Origin of the sequence: Chryseobacterium oryctis (assembly GCF_025971925.1) — a bacterium.
Classification (GTDB): domain Bacteria; phylum Bacteroidota; class Bacteroidia; order Flavobacteriales; family Weeksellaceae; genus Chryseobacterium; species Chryseobacterium oryctis.
Genome location: NZ_JAPDHV010000001.1, coordinates 90708 through 111639 on the forward strand (window position 1 = coordinate 90708; position 20932 = coordinate 111639).

The window sequence follows — 20932 nt, forward strand, 5'->3', positions numbered from 1 at the left end:
AGTTTCTAATTACATTTTGAACCACAACAACTCATTTTTGAGCTCCAAACTTGATTCAAAATTATTGACAAACAAAGCTCCGGTTCCCAAACCTTGTGGCATGGAGCTTTTTTTTGTAAAAGTATATTGTGCAATTGCATTCAGCCCGATGTTACTTTCTAATGCGGAGGTAATCCACCAACCTATATTTTGTTCTTCAGCTAAAGAAATCCATTCATCGGAACCTGCAAAACCACCAACCAAAGCTGGTTTCAAAATGATATATTGTGGTTTTATAGTTTCTAAAAGCCTTTTCTTTTCATTAAAGTCAACAACCCCAATCAATTCTTCATCCAAAGCAATAGAAGTAGGAGTTTCAGCACATAATTCAGCCATATCAACCCATTTTCCAGCTTTAATCGGCTGCTCTATGGAATGAATACTTAAATCCGCTAGTTGTTGTAAAACACTTTCAGCTTCTTCTTTGCTAAAGCCTCCATTTGCATCAACACGAAGCTCTAGTTTCTCTTTTGAAAATTTTTGTCTTAATTTTTTAAGTATTTCATGTTCGGATTTCCAATCAACACCAATTTTTAATTTAATACAATGAAATCCTTTTTCCAGCTTATCCTGAATTTGCTCTTCCATATATGAGATATCTCCCATCCAAATTAATCCATTGATGACAATTGAAGCATTCCCTGCTGTAAATTCACTAGGAAAATAGAAATTTTCACCATTTTTTAGATTTAAAAGAGCCTGTTCATACCCAAACCAAATTGACGGAAATTCTTTTAGTTCTTCTTTTAGAAATTCAGAGTCTTTTTGAATATTATCACAAAGCCATTGCAGCTTTTGTTCATAATCTGGTCTATCATCAAAACTCAACCCTCTGAAAATTGCACACTCGCCTATTCCTTTTCTTTCATTTTCATAAATTTCAAGGATAAAAGTTTCTTTAGTAAGCAAAACGCCTCGAGATGTTCCACTCGGGCGTTTGAATTGTAATAAATATCTAAAATATTCTGCTTTCATTTATTTTACGCTATCAATTCGCATAAATTCTTCCGCTTTTTCCACCATATCTACGCTTCCGCAGAAAAAAGGAATTCTTTGATGTAATTCCGTTGGTTCAACTTCCAAAATCCTTCTGAATCCGTCGGTCGCTTTTCCTCCCGCCTGTTCAGCTAAGAAAGCCATCGGATTACACTCATACAACAATCTCAATTTTCCGTTCGGAGCCTGAGAATAAGATGGATAAATATAAATACCTCCTTTCAGCATATTTCTATGAAAATCAGCAACTAACGAACCAATATATCTTGAAGTATAAGGTCTGTCACCTTCTTCCATTTGACAATATTTCAGGTAATTTTTTACTCCTTGAGGAAATTTAATATAGTTTCCCTCATTAATAGAATAAATTTTACCCGTTTTTGGAAACCTCATATTAGGATGAGAAAGATAATATGTTCCTAATGAAGGGTCTAATGTAAATCCGTTAACACCGTTTCCTGTAGTATAAACAATCATTGTAGAAGAACCGTAAATAACATATCCCGCCGCAATTTGATTAACACCTTTCTGTAAGAAATCTTCTAACTGTACAGGTGTTCCGGGCTCTGTTACTCTTCTGTAAATAGAGAAAATTGTTCCTACAGAAACATTTACGTCAATATTTGATGAACCATCAAGAGGATCTATCAATACAACATATTTACTCAAATGACCATTTTCTCCACATTTGATATCGATAAAGTCATCATTTTCCTCGGAAGCGATACCGCAAACAACCTCTCTTTGAGACAAAGCTGTAATAAAAATTTCATTAGCAATCACATCAAGTTTCTGCTGTTCCTCTCCCTGAACATTCTGGTTTCCTGCAGCACCTGTGATATCAACAATTCCCGCTTTATTTACTTCCCTGTTTACCACTTTTGAAGCCAATCTTATTGCACTCAAAAGACGAGAAAATTCACCTGTAGAATATTGAAAATCGTCTTGTTTATCAATAAGAAACTCTCCTAAAGTTTGTAATGGCTGTTCTGACATATTTTTTCTTTTTACGTTTTCCCCAAATTTCGGAAAATTTATTACATTAAAAAAACATTAACAACAAAAGATTTTAAATACTGTTTATCAATAAGATATATATAATCCTTAAATTAACATCCTCCATTTTTTCAAAAAAAATCATCCCCAATTATTATCCTTTAGCAAAATTATCAATATCAAATCTATAAATCCTTTAAATTTTAATGAAATCTTAAGCCTACCTCTATCACTTACACTTTCATATCTCGCTTTAAATTAATAATTTTGACACCCATAAAAAACTCACATGATATTTATCTAACAATTTTATTTTTAACAATTTAATGAAAATTTTCAAGTTTGGTGGAGCATCAGTAAAGGATGCTGAAAGTGTAAAAAATGTGTCTATGGTTTTAAAAAGCCAAGGATTTACCAAATGTTTACTGGTAATTTCTGCAATGGGCAAGACAACTAATGAATTGGAAAAAGTTGTGGAGCTTTATTTCAAAAAAGATAACTATCAAACTGAAATTGAGAAGATAAAACGAAAACACATCGAAATTGCAGAAGGATTATTTCCCGAAAACCACCCTGTTTTTGCAGAAATCAATTTATTTTTTGATGATATTGACTCTTTTTTAAGAAGAAACAAGTCTCCAAACTACAATTTTGTTTACGATCAGGTTGTAAGCTGTGGAGAAATGATTTCTACTAAAATTGTAAGTGAATATTTAAATGAAATTCAGTTTACCAATCAATGGCTGGATTCCAGAGATTATATAAAAACAGACAATTCTTACAGAGAAGGTGTTGTAAATTGGACAAAAACCGAAGAATTCATCAAAACTTTAAACCCTGAAGTATGCTATGTAACCCAAGGTTTTATCGGATCTGATGATAATAATTTCACTGTAACTCTAGGAAGGGAAGGTTCTGACTATTCTGCCGCAATTTTTGCATATTGCTTAAATGCCGAGGCCATGACCATCTGGAAAGACGTTCCAGGAGTGATGACAGGAGATCCCAGAAAATTTGAAGATGTAACACTTCTTTCAAATATCTCCTACGAAGAAGCAATCGAAATGGCATATTACGGAGCAAGCGTAATTCACCCGAAAACATTACAGCCTCTTCAACAAAAAAACATTCCTTTTTATGTAAAATCTTTTGTAGATCCTACAAAAGAAGGAACTAAAGTGGGTATTTCTGACAAAAACCAAAGTGAAGAATCATATATTTTAAAAGAAAATCAAACTCTTCTGAAAATATCAACAAGAGACTTCTCTTTTATTGCCGAAGATCATATGAGCTTAATTTTTGGTTACCTTTCTAAATATAAAATCAAAGTTTCTTTGATGCAGAATTCTGCAATTTCATTAGCTTTATGTTTAGAAGATAAATTCAATCATGCAGATGAGCTTAATGATGAACTTCAAAAAGTATTTAAAACTGAAATGATAAAAAATGTATCTTTATTCACAGTAAGAAATGCAAAAAAGGAGAACATCGATAAATTTTACCAAGAAAGAAGCGTTTTGATGGAGCAAATCTCTAAAAACACGCTTCAAATGGTAACACAATAAAACTAATTGCGACTAAACACATATGAGTTTAATATCGAAAAATGATCTGATAAAAGCTTCCGGCTTAAGCAAAATAGGATTTCTAAAAAATCCCGTTGCATCAGCTGTAATGAGTATTGCTAAGATAAATGAAGTTAACAGATTATATGACAAGCTGAAAGATAAGGAAGGAAAGGACTTTTTCGACTCATTTGTGAGAGAAAGAAACTTGAGTTACATCGCCTTTGAAGAAGATTTGGCAAAAATCCCAAAAACAGGACCTTTTATTTTGGTATCCAACCATCCTCTTGGTGCTATTGACGGAATTTTGATGTGCAAAATATTATCAGAAGTTCGCCCTGATTTTAAAGTAATGGGTAATTTCCTTTTGGAAAAAATAAAACCCATGGAACCTTATGTAATTTCCGTAAACCCTTTCGAAAGCAGAAAAGACGCTTACAATAGTTCCTCTGGAATGCGTGAGACATTAAAACATTTGCAAAACGGAGGCTGCGTGGGCATTTTTCCTGCAGGAGAAGTTTCAAACAGAAACAATTCTTACGGTGAAATCTTAGATAAAGAATGGGAAAAACCGGCACTAAAGCTTATAAAAATGGCTAAAGTACCCGTTGTTCCTATGTATTTTCATGCAAAAAACAGTCGCATGTTTTATCAGGTGGCAAAAATTCATCCAAATTTACAAACATTGATGCTTCCTGCAGAAATGATGAATGATAGAGAAAAACCAATCAGAATCAGAATTGGGCGACCTATCACTGTAAAAGCAATGGATGAAACGGAAACCATTGAAGAATTGGGCGAGTTCCTTAAACGTAAGGTGTATATGATGAAATCCTATTACGAGAAAAGAAAATCATTGGCACAAACGATTAATCTTCAAAATTTATCATTAAAATTCCCTTTGCTTAAGGAAGAAAATATTGTCCAGAATATTATTGATGAAACTCCAAAAGAGGATATCCTTAAAGACATTAGTAAATTACGAGGAACAGACAAAATGTTCTTCAGCAACGGAAATTACGAAGTTTATTTTACATCTTATGAAGAAATCCCATCTGTAATGAGGGAAATAGGACGTCAAAGAGAGCTTACTTTCCGTGCTGTAGGTGAAGGAAGTAACCTTCCTTTTGATTTGGATGAATATGATAAGCATTACCATCATCTTTTCCTTTGGGATAATGCAGCGGAAAAACTGGTTGGAGCTTACAGAATGGCTTTAGGTAAAGAGGTGATGAAAAAATTTGGAATAAAAGGCTTTTATACAAGTTCTTTATTTGAATTTGAACAAGATATTCATCCTTTTTTCAGAAAAGTTATTGAAATGGGACGTGCTTACATTTGTCAAGAATATCAACAAAAGCCTCTTCCTCTTTTCCTTTTATGGAGAGGAATTGTACATGTTTGCTTAAGAAATCCTGACCATAAATTTTTGATGGGCGGGGTAAGTATTTCAAATAAATTCTCTGAATTTTCAAAGTCATTAATGATTGAATTCATGCGTTCAAATTATTACGACTCAGCTGTAGCTCAATACATTACACCAAGAAACGAATTCAAGGTAAAACTTAGTGAAAGAGATAAAAGTTTATTTTTTGAAGAAGTTGAATCTGATTTAAATAAATTAGATAAAATCATTGATGACCTTGAACCTGAATTAAGATTACCGGTTTTAATAAAAAAATACATCAAGCAAAATGCAAAAGTTATTGCCTTCAACGTTGATCCGAATTTTAATGACGCGATTGACGGATTGATGTACATCAGAATAAGCGATCTGCCTGAAAATACGATAAAGCCAGTATTAGAAGAAATGAGTGAGCAAATAAGAAAAGAACAAGAAAATAATACAACTGAGAATCAGTAAGTTTTTATGTTTTATTAAAAAAAGTATTATTAATACTTGCTTCATATTGTAAAAACTCACTACTTTTGCATCACTTTAAAACAACGAAGTAAAAAGAATGGTTTCTTAGCTCAGTTGGTAGAGCAATGGATTGAAAATCCATGTGTCCCTGGTTCGATTCCTGGAGAAACCACAAAACCACCTGTAAAAAGGTGGTTTTTTCTTCAAAACTGTTGTTAAAAAAAATTGCAAGGTTTAATTATTATTACTACTTTTGCACCACTTCAAAAACGAAGTAAAAAGAATGGTTTCTTAGCTCAGTTGGTAGAGCAATGGATTGAAAATCCATGTGTCCCTGGTTCGATTCCTGGAGAAACCACAAAAAGACCTAAAATCTAAGATTTTAGGTCTTTTTTTATTAATCCATCCAACTTTTCAAACATTTTAAGTTGTCTTTAACACCTAATTATATTGAAATTAATTATATTCGCCTTTTAATTTTATTTAGAAGAAATGAAGAAAATAATTTCTACTCTGTTTTTGTTTAGTGCAACTGTTATTTTTGCTCAGGAAATTCAGTTTCAAGAACTACCATTCAAAGATTTGATAGCAAAAGCAAAAAAAGAAAACAAATTGGTTTTTCTAGATGCCTATGCCTCTTGGTGTGGACCTTGCAAAATGATGGAGAAAAATATTTTCACAAAAAAAACAGTCAGTGATTATTACAATTCAAATTTTGTAAATGCAAGATTTGATATGGAAAAAGGTGAAGGGAGAGAAATAGCTGCAAAATACGGAGTTCGCTCTTACCCTACTTATCTTTTTCTTAATGGTGACGGAGAATTGGTTTCTCAGAATTTCGGCTATATGGATGAAAGTCCGTTTTTGGCTATGGCCCAAGACGTAAATTCATCTAAAAATAAAAAAGGATCATTAAAAGAGCGTTTTGCCAAAGGTGAAAAAGACCCTGAATTTCTTATTAATATTATAAAACTAAATTCTTCTTCTGATTTTGATTTTGCTAAAAAAGCATCAGAAAGATATTTTGAAAACAAAAAAAATACCGACGAACTATCAAAAGATGATGTTGGTTATCTTTTATTTTTCATAAAATCAACGGAAGATTCAAACTATAAAACCTTTACTCAGAGAAAAAAAGATATCATAAAATACCTTCCTGAGGAAACATACAATCAGTTTGATTCGCAAATAAAATTATCCAAAATTGTACAGCAGTCGGTTGATGAAAAAAATAAAAGAATCGACGAAGAGTTTTTTATGAAAAATGCTGAACCTTTGGTAGGAAAGCAGGAGGCATTTACAAAGCTTAACCAAATCAAATTAGGATTCTATGAACAATATGGCAACTACCCTGAATACGAAAAAGCAGCTCTTGAATATTACAAAAATTCAGACTCATTTGATACAAACGAATTATTAAAAGCGGCTTGGGTATTTTCTGATAATGTAAAAAACATTACGTCACTGAAAAAAGCTGCTGAATGGGCAGAAAAATCAGTTATGAGAGGTGAAACTTCTGAAAACACATATATTTTGGCAAAACTTTACTTTCTAACAGGGAATAAAGAAATGGCAAAAACATATGCAGAGATGTCTAAAAATATGGCAACACGGGCAAATAAAGACGCTAAACTAGCAAACGATTTGCTAAGCCAAATTAAATAAAAAATCATAGGTTTGAAGTACAAATTTTTAACAAGTTTTCTTACTTTACTTTCATTAGGAACACTTACAGCTCAAGAACAAGAGTTAGAAAAACAGGAAACAAACACGTTTATTAAAGGAAATGCACTCTTAATTCCTATCGGAGTTGTAAACGTAGGTATAGAACATCAACTGAGTAAAAAATATACTTTACAGGGCGATATTTTAATTTCTCCCTGGAAATCTTTTGCCGGACATCCTCTACAATATTATTCAGCTTCTGTAGAAGGAAGGTATTATTTTGATGAAGCTTTTAAACATTGGTATCTAGGTGCCAACCTTTCATTTGCTGTGTTTAATGTTCAAAAGTGGAATTATTGGAAAAGTGGTTATTATGAAAATGAAGCCACTAAAGAATTATTTGAATATTCCAACATTTATCAAAAAGGATTTTCGATTTTAGTAGGAGTTACAGCTGGTTATCAATTTAAATTATCAGAAAATTGGAACATGGACATTTATGCAACTATCGGTTCTTCTCAGGGTTTTTACAAAGGCTATGACCGTACCACCGGAAAAAGATATGATACTGATGGAAAATCAACTGGTTGGAATAAAAGCGGGGAAATTCTTCCCTATAGAGGAGGTATAATGATTTCTTATAAATTTAAATAAAATGAAACTATTCGGAAAAAATCATATCATAATTTCAGTCATTACCTTTGTTATTCTATTTTTGATGAACTATATAGGAAATGATTTACCAGACAAATTGCAAAGAGCTTTACTCACTGCTTTTGCTGGAGTTGTAGGTCTATCAATAGGTCTCTTCATTCTAAATAAAGGAAAAGATGACAAAAATCCGCCTCAAAAATTTGATTAAAATACAATAAAAAGGTCATTTGCAAGTTACAAATGACCTTTTAGTTTTTCAGTCTTGATAAACAACATATTTAGTTCTTATCTTTTCAAATTGGGCTAAATCGGATTGCCAGGACTCCTTAATCTCTGAAAATGATTTACCCGCCATAATTTGTTTTCTCAACTCATCTGTCCCTGATAGTTTATCAAAAAATAAATTGGATAAGAAAAAATCTGATTGTGGATTTTTATAACTTTTATAAGCCTTAATCAGCCACTCTAAGTTTAACTCTCTTAAATCATTCGGATATTCCGAAAGATTTTCACCATAACAAAGTTTTCCGTTTAAAAATGGGTCTTTTGCTCCAAAATTAGGTTTAGGTGTAAATTGATATGGCAAATTTGTCGTCCAAGGTGAGCCATAAATTTGAAAAGGCAAATCCGTTCCTCTTCCTACTGAAACCTGTGTCCCTTCAAAAAAACATAAACTCGGGTAAAGATTAATAGATTTGTCATTTGGTAAATTGGGAGAAGGCCTGTCTAAAATTGCATAACGTTGTTTTTTATGATAATCTTTCATTGGAACTAACGTATATTTTACCTGAACTCCATTTTTCAGCCACTTTTCGCCATTTACCATTTTTCCATACTCTCCTATTGTCAATCCGTACACAACAGGAACCTGATGCATTCCTACAAAACTTGTCCATTTTTTCTTTAAAACAGGTCCATCAATATATCCATCATGCGGATTCGGTCTATCTAAAACCATCACCTCAACATTATTTTCTGCTCCAGCTTCCATTAAATAAGTCAGAGTTGAAATATAAGTATAAAATCTCACCCCAACATCCTGAATATCAAAAACAATCAAATCAATCCCTTTCAATTGTTCAGGTTTCGGTTTTTTGTTATTTCCGTAAAGAGAAATAATAGGAATTCCTGTTTTCACATCTACTCCGTTCTTCACCTTTTCTCCTGCATCAGCTTCTCCTCTGAAACCATGCTCAGGAGCAAAAATTGATTTTATTTTGATACCGTTTTTCACTAAAAAATCAACCAGATGCGTTTTATCACTCATCAAACCTGTCTGATTGGTAACAACCCCAATTGTTTTACCTTCCAATAAAGGCAAATATACTTCCGGTTGATCTGCTCCCGTTTTAAAACTATCTATATTACCTGTTTGAGAATTATATTGATTGAATACTCCTAAAAAAATTAGGCAAATAAGAAGTAAATTTTTAATTTTGAAATCTAAATTCATAAGCTTGAAATTTCCTTTATATTTCTCTAGAAAAATAGCGTTTTCCAAAGATAACAAAAATAACCTTTCAAGGGTTATCATCTTCATAGGCAGACTTTCTGTTGCTTTAGGGATAATTGTTTCCCTTATTACTGTATCCACAGGGTTTGGATCAAAAAAGGCAATTAAAGAAAGATTAGCAGATTTCAACGGACATATTACTGTAAAATCAACAAGATCAAATTCTTCATACAATACCTCAGTTTTAGATAACCAAGGTTTGAATATTCCTAAAATAAAAGAACTTCCCGATGTACAAAGTACACAAAAATATGCAACCGTTACTGGGATTATGCGTAATGAACATAGCTTTGCAGGAATTATTTTCAAAGGAGTCGGGAAGGATTTTGACAGTGCAAGATTTAAAAAATTCCTAGTTGCAGGAACTACTCCCAAAATAGATGAAGTTGGATTTAATAATGGCATCACAATTTCTCAAAAAATTGCAAACGACCTTCATTTAAAGGTAAAAGACAGTATTGTAACAGTTTTTTCAAAAGCAGATCAGAAGCCTATCTACAGAAAATTTGAAGTGGTAGGAATTTACAAAACAGACATCAAAATGATTGATGAACAATTCGTAATCGGAGGAATCAATCATGTTAGAAAAATTCAAGACATGAAACCTGATGAAATTGGTGGAATTGATATTTTTCTGAAAAATGTAAATGACATCGACAAAGATTTTCCGGAAATTGAAAAGCTTGTTGGATATAAAAATTATGCAGAAAAAGCCACTGAAAAATTCCCGCAAATCACAGATTGGATAAGTATTTTCGACACCAATATTGCACTGATTATCATTATAATGTTAATCGTTGTTGTCATCAACATTATTATGGTTCTTTTAATTCTTATCATCGAAAGAACAAATTCTATAGGTTTGCTTAAAACTTTGGGAGCTACCAATTCTCAAATTAGAGCTACTTTTATTAATTACACTTTAATTATTATGATTCCAGGTCTCTTATATGGAAACATCATTGGTCTTGGATTGATTTTGCTTCAGAAATTTTTCGGAATTATCAAATTAAATCCTGAAAATTATTACGTAAGTACTGTTCCTGTTGATTTGAATCCTATTGCTATTATTTCAATTTCAGTAGGGATTTTATTAATTTCTGCTTTTGCATTGATTATCCCAAGTTATTTAATTAGTAAAATATCGCCTGTTAAGGTGATTAAATATAACTAAGTAAGCTATAATTGACATCAAAAAACTATAGGAAAATAATTTTCTACAGTTTTTTGATTTTTACAAAACTAAGTTGCTTTCTATGGCTTTGCTTCTTTAGTTGTTTCAGATGTTTTGGTTTTACAGTTTTTATGATTGTCACCACAAGATTTCTTATCTTTTAAAGAACATTCTTTATTGTTCTTACCTACAGAACACCCATCTGCTTTAGGCAACTTCCTGAGCATAACTTACAGCGAATAAACTAATTGCTAAAATTGATACTAATTTTTTCTTGTTTAAATTGTTTTAGATTCAAATATATAAATTTCACAATAAGCTTGTTTAAAATTTTTTAGAAAAAGAGTTTACTAAAAATTAGCAACTTAAAGTCGAAAAAAAGAAGATTCAAAATAGAAATAGCAAATGCATAGCTGGATAGTTTCAAAACTTTATTAATAAGGTTCGGAAAACTAAATGTAGTTTGAATAAATCTACATTATTTAGCTTTCTCTATTTTGTTTCTAAGAAAAATAAAATTTAAATAGGTTCACCATAAATTAATTAATAAAAAAGAATTATTTCTATTTTAGATTACTTATCTTTAGATTGCGGAATCCGAAAAGCGTAAAGAGTAGGAAAAATAAATCAACAATTTATATTATGAAAAATTTGAAAAAACTTTCAAGAAATGAATTAAAATCTGTAAATGGTGGATGTATGGCAGTGCAATGTACTTTCGATTCTTGTCCAGAAGGTAAAACTTGTATCACTACTACTTGTGGTATAAAGTGTAGGTGATAAATTTACTAATTTATATGGTCGCAAATGCGACCTTTTTTTGTTGTAATAACTTTCTTAACCGTTTCTATAATTGCTCTTATCTAAGTAAAATTTTATCTTCTATGTTCATCATATGATTTTTCATATTCTTTTTAAGCTTAATAAAAAGTTTAATTATATCTGCAGAAAAAAATGGAGTTTTAGTTTTATAAAATTTTAATTTAAAAATTATGTAGAAATAATTATAAAACATTTGCAAGTTGTATGATTTCCTTATCTTTGCAGACTCTATTTAAGTTTATGAAATACGCACAAAACATCCTAGAAACAATAGGAAATACTCCATTGGTAAAACTTAACAAAGTTTTAGGAGAAGATTTTCCTGCATTAGTTTTAGCAAAAGTAGAAACTTTCAATCCAGGAAACTCCGTAAAAGACAGAATGGCTCTTAAAATGATTGAAGATGCCGAAAAAGATGGCAGATTAAAGCCAGGAGGTACTATTATTGAAGGTACTTCAGGAAATACCGGAATGGGATTGGCTCTTGCAGCAATTATCAAAGGTTACAAATGTATTTTCGTAACAAATTCTAAACAATCAAAAGAAAAATGTGATATACTTCGTGCTGTAGGTGCAGAAGTAATTGTTTGTCCTACAGATGTAAAACCAACCGATCCTCGTTCTTATTATTCGGTTTCTAAAAGATTAGCAACTGAAACAGAAAATGGCTGGTATGTAAATCAGTACGATAATTTATCAAACAGACAAGCTCACTATGAGTCAACAGCTCCTGAAATCTGGGAACAAACTGAAGGAAAACTTACTCATTTTGTAGTTGGTGCAGGAACAGGGGGTACTATTACAGGTTGTGGAAAATTTTTCAAAGAAAAAAATGCTGATATTAAGGTAATCGGAGTTGATACGTATGGTTCTATTTTGAAAGAATTCCATGAAACGGGTGAACTTCATTACGACCACGCTTATACTTACATTACAGAAGGAATCGGAGAAGATATCATTCCTGAAAACTATGACATGTCAGTTATCGACCACTTCGAAAAAGTAACAGATAAAGACGGAGCAATCTACGCTAGAAAATTAGCTAAAGAAGAGGGGATTTTCTGTGGATATTCTGCAGGAAGTGCTATTGCATCTTTGGTACAAATGAAAGACCAATTCACGAAAGATGACGTAATTGTTGTACTTCTTCACGACCACGGTTCAAGATATGTTGGTAAGATTTACAATGATGATTGGATGAAAGAAATGGGTTGGTTAGATTAATCAACTTTCATCATAAAAATAAAATCAGAGTAAGTTTTTTACTCTGATTTTTTATTATTTAATATTTTCTTTTAATGTTTTCGTCAACAAATTATAGTCTTTCTCACTCATTGATTTCTTAGGAAATAAATAATTTAAACTCCCAGATTGTAAAAATATATAATCATACTTTATCTCAATTTTAGTAAAATCCTTCCATTGAGTATACTCTTCTTGATAATCAATATTTACGATTAAAAAATTATCTGTTAATTCTAATTCAAAAAATGAATTATTTTCAAGAGAATTTAAATATTTTACAATCCCATTCTTCCACCGTACCGTCGTTATTACAGAAACAAAAAGCCTAAAAACACTAAAGAGGAATATTAACCCTATAATATAGTAAAAGCCTAAACTATTTAAACTAGCTAAATCATTAAAGTATATAATCGCGAAAATAAGACCTAAAATAATGATAAAAAATGTTTTATTTTTTGTTGTGGGAGAAAAGAACAAACTCGCTTGATTATCTCTAAAATATATTTCCTCAAAGTCAGTTCTATTGAATATCAATGGAATGATTATCTCATTCATAAACTATTCTAATTAATTTTAATATTTTCTTTTAATGTTTTCATCAATAAATTATAGTCTTTCTCACTCATTGATTTCTTAGGAAACATATAGCTGTATTTACCTTCAAGAGTTATAAATTGGTTACCGCTGTCATAAAAATCAAAATCTTTCCATTCGCTTGTTTCTTTTTCACCATCAATATTTACAGTAAAAAACTGATTATCAAATCTGATTTCATAGATTTTGCAGTTTTCAAGTTTACTCAGATAATTATTCACCTGTTTTTTCCATCTTGAAACTTTGTTGATACTTACCGAAAGAAAAACCGCACAAAGCAAAAACAAAAAACTTACAAAATATAAAATCCCGAATTTCTCTTTTGATAAATCATTTTTAAAACAGAATAAAATCAGCAAAATTACTCCTACAATAATAGTAGTAATTGTCTTTCCTTTTGTACCGGAAGAGAAAAATAAACTTCCTTGATTTCCGCTAAAATATATTTCCTCAAAATCTTGTCTTTTGGGTTTCAAAATAATGATTTTCTCTTCACTCATAATAATTCATTCTCTATAATCAACAAAACTAAGCGAAATAGTCTGAATTTAAAACAATATCTACAGTAAAACACAAAACATTTGATTTTTTTGAACACTAAAACATCTTCATATTTATTAGAACACAACAAAATCTTAAAAATAAGCCTATCTTTGATTAAAAAGCGTCGAATGCAAGAAGTGTTAAAAAACTATTCAGGAATTTTACTTTTACTTTTAGGAATCACCGTTGGAAGCATCATAGGAATTGTTGCTCCAAACGTTGTTAATTATATAAAACCTTTAGGAGATATTTTCCTGAATCTTCTTTTTGTAAGTGTAGTTCCGTTGGTATTTTTTGCTGTTTCCAACTCAATTGCTTCATTGGAACAGCAATCAAAATTTGGAAAAATAATGATAACAATGGTTTTCACTTTCTTATTTTTCATTTTAACGGCGGCCATTTTTACTATTTGTGCAGTTTATCTATTTCCTGTTTCAGGAGTTTTGGGTAGTAAAGAAATTGTAGAAGCAACAGCAGATAATGATAGTTGGGGTAATAGAATTGTAGGATTTTTTACAGTTGGAGAGTTTACTCATCTTTTTTCAAGACAAAATATGTTGGCTCTTTTAATTTTCTCTTTTATGACCGGTTTTTCAGCAAGAAAGGCGGGAGAAAAAGGACAAGCATTCAGATTATTTATAGCTTCAGGATATGAAGTGATGAAAGAATTACTTTTATTAATCATGAAAATAGCACCTATCGGTTTAGGAGCTTATTTTGCTTATCAGGTTGCTACATTAGGTCCTCAACTTTTCGGATTTTATGCTAAACCTTTAGGATTATATTATATTGCAGGAATCATCTATTTCCTGGTATTTTTCTCATTGTATGCATTTATGGCAAACGGACAAAACGGAGTTAAAAATTTCTGGACAAATGCTATATATCCTACTTTAACAGCATTAAGTACTTGTAGCAGTTTTGCGACCATGCCTGCCAATTTACAAGCTGCAACTAAAATCGGTATCCCTAGTCAGATTTCAAATCTTGTGATTCCTATCGGAACGACTTTGCACAAAAACGGCTCTTCTATGTCATCAATTATTAAAATATATGTCGCTTTTCTGATTATCGGAAGAGATTTTTTTGAACCAACCAATCTTCTTTTAGCTTTAGGGATTACCATTTTTGTAAGTATTGTAGCAGGAGGAATTCCGAATGGCGGATATATTGGCGAAATGTTGATGATTTCAGTATATCAACTTCCACAAGAGGCCATTCCAGCTGTAATTATTATCGGAACATTGGTTGACCCTTTAGCCACTGTTTTAAATGCGGTTGGTGATATTGTTGCTGCAATGTTTGTGAATCGGTTTGTGAAGGTCTGATTTTGATTAAAAATATCTATCTTAAATTTTTATCTCGCAGATTTTGCTAATTAAGCAGATGTTTACTCACTACGTTTTACAGGTTCAAGATTTTCATATTCTTCGGAAGTGAAGAGCCTATAATGAACTTTAAAAGTTTTTCCCAAAGGAGTTTCCAAGGAAAAACCGCCAGGTCCGAAACCGTCTACAACATCTAACGTAAAGTGAGAATATTTCCAGTACTCAAACAAGTCACGATCTATCCAGAATTCATGCCCGTTGATGGTTCCAATCATCACATCGTTCATTCTGGGAAAGAAACCTCCTTTTTCAAAACATTGAGGCTGAGTTCCTTCACAACATCCTCCTGCCTGATAAAACATAAGTTCACCATATTTCTTCTCCAGCTCCCAAATAACTTCAAGAGCTTTTTCTGTTGCTGAAAGTCTGGATATTTTAGGTTCCATTATATTACTTTTTAATAAAGTTAAAAAAGTTCGGCGAAATAAATTTCGCCGAACTTACAACAATTCATTATAATTTAGTTTGTATTACCCGCAATGTCAAGAACAATTCTGCCATCAATTTGCCCTTTCTTCATTTTATCAAAAACATCATTAATGTCTTCCAGCTTTGCAGGTGTTACTGTTGCTTTCACTAGTCCTTCATTCGCAAAATCTAGTGCTTCCTGAAGATCTTTTCTGGTTCCTACAATAGAACCTCTTACTGTGATTCTTTTTAAAACGGTTTCAAAAATCGGCAGTTCAAAAGAACCAGGAGGAAGACCGTTTAATGCAATAGTTCCTTTTCTTCTCAAAACATCAATTCCTTGTTTAAAAGCAATTGGAGAAACTGCTGTAATTAATGCGCCATGCATTCCACCAACTTCTTTATGTAAATATTCTCCTGGGTCTGTATTTTTAGCATTTACTACCAAATCTGCACCTAATTTTTTTGCCAACTCCAATTTATCATCTGCAACATCTATTGCAGCAACATGCATTCCCATTGCTTTTGCATATTGTACAGCAACGTGTCCCAATCCACCAATTCCTGAAATGGCAACCCATTCTCCTGGTTTTGTTTCAGTTTCTTTCAACCCTTTATACACGGTTACTCCCGCACAAAGAATCGGGGCAATTTCTAAAAAGTTAACATTAGATTTTAAATGTCCTACATATCTAGAATCTGCAATTACATATTCTGCAAAGCCTCCATCCACACTATATCCTCCATTTTTCTGAGCTTCACAAAGCGTTTCCCAACCCGTGATACAGTAATCGCAGCAACCACAAGCCGAATACAACCAAGGAACTCCTACAGCATCTCCTTCTTTTACCTGCGCTTCTGGTCCGCAGGCGACAACAATTCCTACACCTTCATGACCGGGAATTAACGGCATTTTAGGTTTTGCCGGCCAATCACCATCAACAGCATGTAAGTCTGTATGGCAAACACCACAGGCGATAACTTTTACCAATACTTCATATCTTCCCGGTTCTCTTACAGGAACTTCTTCTATTTTTAAAGGTTGTCCGTAGCCCTGAACGACTGCGGCTTTCATTGTTTTTGGAATCATAATTTAGTTTTTTTGAATTATTTTGGTTTTTGATTGAGCATTAACTAAAGCTTCTGATTAATCGAAAATTTTCAGAAACGAATAGATATTTGTTTCGCGTGAGGGATAGTAAGAGTGGCGAGGAACGAGCCAGTACGTAGCAAAGCGGAGTACCGAAACGAAGTGAAGATCTGAATAGCCCGACCGTTTTGCCCAGACCAAAGCCTAGGCAAACGGACACGCCATAACATTAAAAATTAAAAGAAACCTAATTTGTTTTTGTTGTAAGAAATCAACATATTTTTTGTTTGACGGTAATGGTCAAGCATCATTTTGTGATTTTCTCTACCAATTCCTGACTGTTTGTAGCCTCCAAACGGCGCACCAGCAGGATAAGAGTGATATTGATTCACCCATACTCTACCCGCCTGAATCTGACGTGGTACGTTATATAATTGATGAGCGTCTCTCGTCCAAACTCCAGCACCTAATCCGTAAATTGTATCATTTGCTATTTTAATAGCCTCTTCTTCATCTTTAAAAGTTGTAAACGCCAATACAGGTCCGAAAATTTCTTCTTGGAAGATTCTCATCTTGTTGTGTCCCTTGAAAATTGTTGGCTGGATATAATAACCGTCTTCCAAACCTTCTCCAACATTATTTATGTCTCCACCCACAAGAACTTCCGCTCCTTCTTCTTTTCCTAGTTTGATATAAGAAAGAATTTTGTCTTTCTGGATCTGAGATGCCTGAGCCCCCATCATCACCGTCTTATCTAATGGATTTCCTACTTTAATTGCTTTTACTCTTTCTACCACTTTCGCAATAAAAGCATCCGCTATATCTTCCTGAACTAATAATCTTGAAGGACAAGTACAAATTTCTCCCTGATTTAAAGCAAAAAGAACTGCTCCTTCAATAGCTTTATCCAAAAACTCGTCATCTGCATCCATCACCGAACTAAAGAAAACATTAGGAGACTTTCCTCCCAATTCCAACGTAACAGGAATGATATTTTCTGTAGCATACTGCATCACCAAACGACCTGTAGCTGTAGAACCCGTAAATGCTGCTTTGGCAACTTTCGGATTAGTAACTAAAGCTCTTCCTAATTCAGCACCAAAACCGTTAACGATGTTCACTACTCCATTTGGAAGCAAATCTCCAATAACTTCCATTAAAACCATGATGGAAATCGGTGTACTTTCTGCCGGTTTCAAAACCACACAATTTCCTGCTGCTAAAGCCGGAGCCAATTTCCAAACTGCCATCAATAAAGGAAAATTCCATGGAATGATTTGAGCGATAACACCAAGTGGCTCATGAACGATTAATGAAACTGTATCTTTATCCAATTCATTATGAGAGCCTTCTTCTGCCCTGATTACCGAAGCAAAATATCTGAAATGGTCGATTGCCAAAGGTAAATCCGCCGCTAAAGTTTCTCTTACTGCTTTACCGTTGTCTATTGTTTCAACAGTAGCCAAATATTCCAGATTTTGTTCTATCCTGTCTGCAATTTTGATTAAAATATTACTTCTTTCCGTAGATGAAGTATCTTTCCAAGTCTGAAATGCTTTTTCTGCTGCATTTACAGCCAATTCCAAATCTTCTTTCGATGAATGTGCTGCTTGAGTAAAAATTTTACCATCAACAGGAGAAATCACATCAAAATATTGTCCGTTTACCGGAGCTGTAAACTTGCCGTCAATATAATTATCATATCTGCTTTTGAATTCAGGCCATTGTAATAATGTCCCTGATTGTTGCTGTGCTGTAGTACTCATTTTATTATATTTTATTTGTTCTCTATTGCCAAATTACAGCTGATTATATGATTTGCATAGCACAATCGTACAAAAAAACTTCACAATCGTACAGATTAGTAATTTTATAATTTCATTAACAGTGACGTAAGTTGATTATTTTCTATATTTGAGTAAACAGACAATAAAGATGTTTAGATATGAACAATAATAAATTTTTATTAGAAACTCCTGAATTAAAAGAGGAAAATCAACTATTTAATCTAATTGAAAATGAAACAAAATTCAATCTAAACAATTGTGAATTTAGTATATATGAGACTCATAAAGCTGCTTTTGGCGTAAAACTACATTTTGACACTATTGCTTTTACCGCAATGCTACGTGGAAAAAAACACATGAAGCTGGAAAATAAAACCAATTATTTTGATTACTTCCCGGGAGAAAGTGTTTTGGTTTCCCCTGGAGAAACGATGATTATAGATTTCCCCGAAGCCAATGAAACTCCCTCTCAATGTATTTCTTTAAGCCTAAATCCAGAATTCATTGAAAATTCTTTAAATAATCTAAATTACAGTTTTCCTAAAGTTGATGAAACTTCTCAATGGAACATTCAGTTTGACGAATATTTCCTTTTTAATAACAAATCTCTTGCTTCTGCCACCAACAATATTATGAGAATTGCAATGGATGACAATTCACAAAAAGATATTATGGCAGATTTTGCATTAAAGGAACTTTTAATACGATTGATGCAGACTCAGGCAAGAAGCATGGTGGAAAAGAACGTCGCAAAAAACAAATCAAGAATCGGTTTTGTGGTAGATTATATCAAGAAAAATCTTCATCAGAAACTTTCAATCGAAAATATTGCAAAATTGGCATATGTAAGCAAATCGAACTTCTTTAAAATGTTCAAAGATGAATTGGGTACTTCCCCAAATGAATTTATCTTGCAAGAAAGAATTAGCAAAGCAAAAGAATTGCTCGCTAGTCAAAACAGCATTAAAGAAACCGCTTATCAGACAGGTTTTTCGGATGCTAATTATTTTACACGAGTTTTTAAACAACTTGTAGGTGTTACCCCAAAAAGGTATCAGGATAAAGTAGCATTTCTTGATTAATCTTATTTCTCAAGCCATAATTTAAAGTCCAGACTGTTTATACATTGACCTCCAGAATTTTTTACTCTGGAGTTTTTTATAATAAGTTTTCAGATTATTGAAATAATATCATGACTCTAGAAAAAACATCCTGAATGGAGCAGTAAAAATCACCCTTTTGTGGTATTCTTAAGTAACTCATTTAGCTTTAATTTTATTAAAACTAAATAATTAATTATGAAAACAAAAATTAAAAATTTAAAATGGAGTTTAGTAATTCTAATATTCTTATTAACTACGAGTTCTTTTTTCTCACAGAATTTTGTCGGAAAAATTTATGACCAGATGAGAGGTCAAAGCTTTTCATTTTTTGATAATGGTCTAGCTATTCAAGATGGGAACCCTATGAACAGAGGTTTTGCCCAAAGAGATCCTTCTGGGTTGATGTTCATGAGATTACCCGCGATAAACCCCTACAGAAATGCTTATTTTTTAGATTATTATGGTAACTTTATTGAGATAGATTATGTTCTGGGTACCAGAATAATCGGAAGGTATGATTTTGCACCTCCTCCTGCTCCTATAAATAATTTCCAAATCCCTCAAACCAATCCTAACATTGGTATAATGACAGCTAATGGAAATATTAACCCTATTCCTGTAAGTTTGGTAAATCAAGATAAGCCATTTGGTGATATGATGATAACATCAGAACAAGTTGCTATAAATTGCTACAATCAATCATTACAACTCAATGGACAATTGGATCAAAATAAATTTGGTGATTGTATGGTTACAAATATGTCAGGAAAAAAAGAGAATGCAGTTTACCAGTGTGTTAAAAATTCTGCAACTATAGAAGAACAGACATTATGTATGGTTAGTGTGATGGGAGGTAATAAAGAACAACAGTATTCTCAAAAATTAATGAAATGTTATAAAGAATTTGGGGCTGACTATAGTAAATATCCTTTATGTTTAGCTGGGGAAGTTTCGGATCCAGAATTGCAAAAATTAGTTTCATGTGTAAAACAACAAGCTCAAACAGGTCAGGTTAATTTTATGAATACGGCTATGTGCTATGGAGCAAGTAAATTCAACCTTAATACTGAAGCAACTATAGCCGTTCAATGTGCTGCAACTTCAGGCGGACAGCCTTACGTTTTTGCAGGTTGTGCAGGTGGTCAGTTAACCGCTTTAGAATTAAACAAATGCTTAACACACGGCATCGGTGGAGATAGTGGCTGCTTTGGAAAAAATAACACTATTGTAAAAACATTAAATTCATTAGGCAATGAACTTAACAAACAATTTGGACCTAATAATGATATCGTTAAGAATTTCAATAATGCTGTTAATGACATCACCCATGGTCCTGGATATAACCATGAAGCTGTAAAAATTTTACGTAATACAGGAAATGAACTAAAAAATGCAGGACAAAATATTGAAAGAGAGATAAAAAAAGTACTTCCTAGAATTAAGTGGTAAAGAAATTCTTTACCACTTAATTTATTTTTTACATTAT

General features: G+C 32.4%; 20 protein-coding genes, 2 tRNA genes and 1 pseudogene. 13 read left to right on the top strand and 10 right to left on the bottom strand.

Annotation, left to right across the window (positions count from 1 at the left end):
• Positions 1-9: 9 nt before the first annotated feature.
• Together menC and fbp are read right to left on the bottom strand one after the other, a co-directional pair.
• Complete coding sequence (gene menC / locus OH806_RS00450; RefSeq protein ID WP_264741722.1) at positions 10-1014, bottom strand: o-succinylbenzoate synthase; 1005 nt, start codon at positions 1012-1014, stop codon at positions 10-12.
• Positions 1015-2031, bottom strand: coding sequence for a class 1 fructose-bisphosphatase (gene fbp / locus OH806_RS00455; protein ID WP_264741723.1), 1017 nt, complete (start codon positions 2029-2031; stop codon positions 1015-1017).
• Between the two features lie 326 nt (positions 2032-2357).
• Between fbp and OH806_RS00460 the strand changes: the two genes are divergently transcribed.
• From OH806_RS00460 to OH806_RS00490, 7 genes are all read left to right on the top strand, one after another.
• Positions 2358-3596 (top strand): aspartate kinase, encoded by a 1239-nt coding sequence (locus OH806_RS00460; RefSeq protein ID WP_264741724.1) that lies wholly within the window; start codon positions 2358-2360, stop codon positions 3594-3596.
• Between the two features lie 22 nt (positions 3597-3618).
• Entirely contained in the window at positions 3619-5460 is a 1842-nt protein-coding gene (locus OH806_RS00465; RefSeq protein ID WP_264741725.1) for a lysophospholipid acyltransferase family protein, read from the top strand.
• 99 nt (positions 5461-5559) lie between these two features.
• Positions 5560-5632 (top strand) — tRNA-Phe (locus OH806_RS00470).
• A gap of 113 nt (positions 5633-5745) precedes the next feature.
• A tRNA-Phe gene (locus OH806_RS00475) sits at positions 5746-5818 on the top strand.
• Between the two features lie 134 nt (positions 5819-5952).
• Positions 5953-7125, top strand: a complete 1173-nt coding sequence (locus OH806_RS00480; RefSeq protein WP_264741726.1) for a thioredoxin family protein — start codon at positions 5953-5955, stop codon at positions 7123-7125.
• Between the two features lie 12 nt (positions 7126-7137).
• Positions 7138-7779: a DUF3575 domain-containing protein gene (locus tag OH806_RS00485; RefSeq protein WP_264741727.1), complete on the top strand. Its 642-nt coding sequence runs from the start codon at positions 7138-7140 to the stop codon at positions 7777-7779.
• A 1-nt stretch (position 7780) separates the two neighbouring features.
• Positions 7781-7987 (top strand): hypothetical protein, encoded by a 207-nt coding sequence (locus OH806_RS00490; protein ID WP_264741728.1) that lies wholly within the window; start codon positions 7781-7783, stop codon positions 7985-7987.
• A gap of 48 nt (positions 7988-8035) precedes the next feature.
• Here the strand turns inward: OH806_RS00490 and OH806_RS00495 are convergent, their stop codons facing one another.
• Positions 8036-9232: an exo-beta-N-acetylmuramidase NamZ family protein gene (locus OH806_RS00495; RefSeq protein WP_264741729.1), complete on the bottom strand. Its 1197-nt coding sequence runs from the start codon at positions 9230-9232 to the stop codon at positions 8036-8038.
• A 4-nt stretch (positions 9233-9236) separates the two neighbouring features.
• Between OH806_RS00495 and OH806_RS00500 the strand changes: the two genes are divergently transcribed.
• Complete coding sequence (locus OH806_RS00500) at positions 9237-10466, top strand: ABC transporter permease (RefSeq protein ID WP_264741730.1); 1230 nt, start codon at positions 9237-9239, stop codon at positions 10464-10466.
• Positions 10467-10546: 80 nt separating this feature from the next.
• Here the strand turns inward: OH806_RS00500 and OH806_RS00505 are convergent, their stop codons facing one another.
• Complete coding sequence (locus tag OH806_RS00505) at positions 10547-10693, bottom strand: hypothetical protein (protein WP_264741731.1); 147 nt, start codon at positions 10691-10693, stop codon at positions 10547-10549.
• Between the two features lie 415 nt (positions 10694-11108).
• Between OH806_RS00505 and OH806_RS16585 the strand changes: the two genes are divergently transcribed.
• Complete coding sequence (locus tag OH806_RS16585; RefSeq protein ID WP_406567570.1) at positions 11109-11246, top strand: bacteriocin-like protein; 138 nt, start codon at positions 11109-11111, stop codon at positions 11244-11246.
• Between the two features lie 59 nt (positions 11247-11305).
• Here the strand turns inward: OH806_RS16585 and OH806_RS16630 are convergent.
• A pseudogene (locus OH806_RS16630) lies at positions 11306-11412 on the bottom strand (transposase); the annotation flags it as partial.
• A 116-nt stretch (positions 11413-11528) separates the two neighbouring features.
• On the opposite strand from OH806_RS16630, the gene OH806_RS00510 reads away from it, so the two are divergent.
• Complete coding sequence (locus OH806_RS00510; protein ID WP_264741732.1) at positions 11529-12512, top strand: PLP-dependent cysteine synthase family protein; 984 nt, start codon at positions 11529-11531, stop codon at positions 12510-12512.
• 54 nt (positions 12513-12566) lie between these two features.
• Here OH806_RS00510 and OH806_RS00515 read toward each other — a convergent pair whose 3' ends face one another.
• Positions 12567-13088 (bottom strand): YcxB family protein, encoded by a 522-nt coding sequence (locus tag OH806_RS00515; RefSeq protein ID WP_264741733.1) that lies wholly within the window; start codon positions 13086-13088, stop codon positions 12567-12569.
• An 8-nt stretch (positions 13089-13096) separates the two neighbouring features.
• The gene (locus tag OH806_RS00520) at positions 13097-13627 is read right to left on the bottom strand and encodes a hypothetical protein (RefSeq protein WP_264741734.1); all 531 of its coding nucleotides are present in this window, start codon (positions 13625-13627) and stop codon (positions 13097-13099) included.
• A gap of 171 nt (positions 13628-13798) precedes the next feature.
• On the opposite strand from OH806_RS00520, the gene OH806_RS00525 reads away from it, so the two are divergent.
• Positions 13799-14998 (top strand): dicarboxylate/amino acid:cation symporter, encoded by a 1200-nt coding sequence (locus OH806_RS00525; RefSeq protein WP_264741735.1) that lies wholly within the window; start codon positions 13799-13801, stop codon positions 14996-14998.
• A 62-nt stretch (positions 14999-15060) separates the two neighbouring features.
• On the opposite strand, the gene OH806_RS00530 is transcribed toward OH806_RS00525, so the two are convergent.
• The 3 genes from OH806_RS00530 to OH806_RS00540 form a co-directional block, all read right to left on the bottom strand.
• Positions 15061-15444, bottom strand: a complete 384-nt coding sequence (locus tag OH806_RS00530; protein WP_264741736.1) for a DUF779 domain-containing protein — start codon at positions 15442-15444, stop codon at positions 15061-15063.
• Between the two features lie 74 nt (positions 15445-15518).
• The gene (adhP, locus tag OH806_RS00535) at positions 15519-16556 is read right to left on the bottom strand and encodes an alcohol dehydrogenase AdhP (RefSeq protein ID WP_264741737.1); all 1038 of its coding nucleotides are present in this window, start codon (positions 16554-16556) and stop codon (positions 15519-15521) included.
• Positions 16557-16792: 236 nt separating this feature from the next.
• On the bottom strand, positions 16793-18322 hold the full coding sequence (locus tag OH806_RS00540) for an aldehyde dehydrogenase family protein (RefSeq protein ID WP_264741738.1): 1530 nt from the start codon (positions 18320-18322) through the stop codon (positions 16793-16795).
• A 179-nt stretch (positions 18323-18501) separates the two neighbouring features.
• Between OH806_RS00540 and OH806_RS00545 the strand changes: the two genes are divergently transcribed.
• Entirely contained in the window at positions 18502-19425 is a 924-nt protein-coding gene (locus OH806_RS00545) for an AraC family transcriptional regulator (protein ID WP_264741739.1), read from the top strand.
• 216 nt (positions 19426-19641) lie between these two features.
• Positions 19642-20895, top strand: coding sequence for a hypothetical protein (locus OH806_RS00550; protein ID WP_264741740.1), 1254 nt, complete (start codon positions 19642-19644; stop codon positions 20893-20895).
• Positions 20896-20932: the final 37 nt, after the last annotated feature.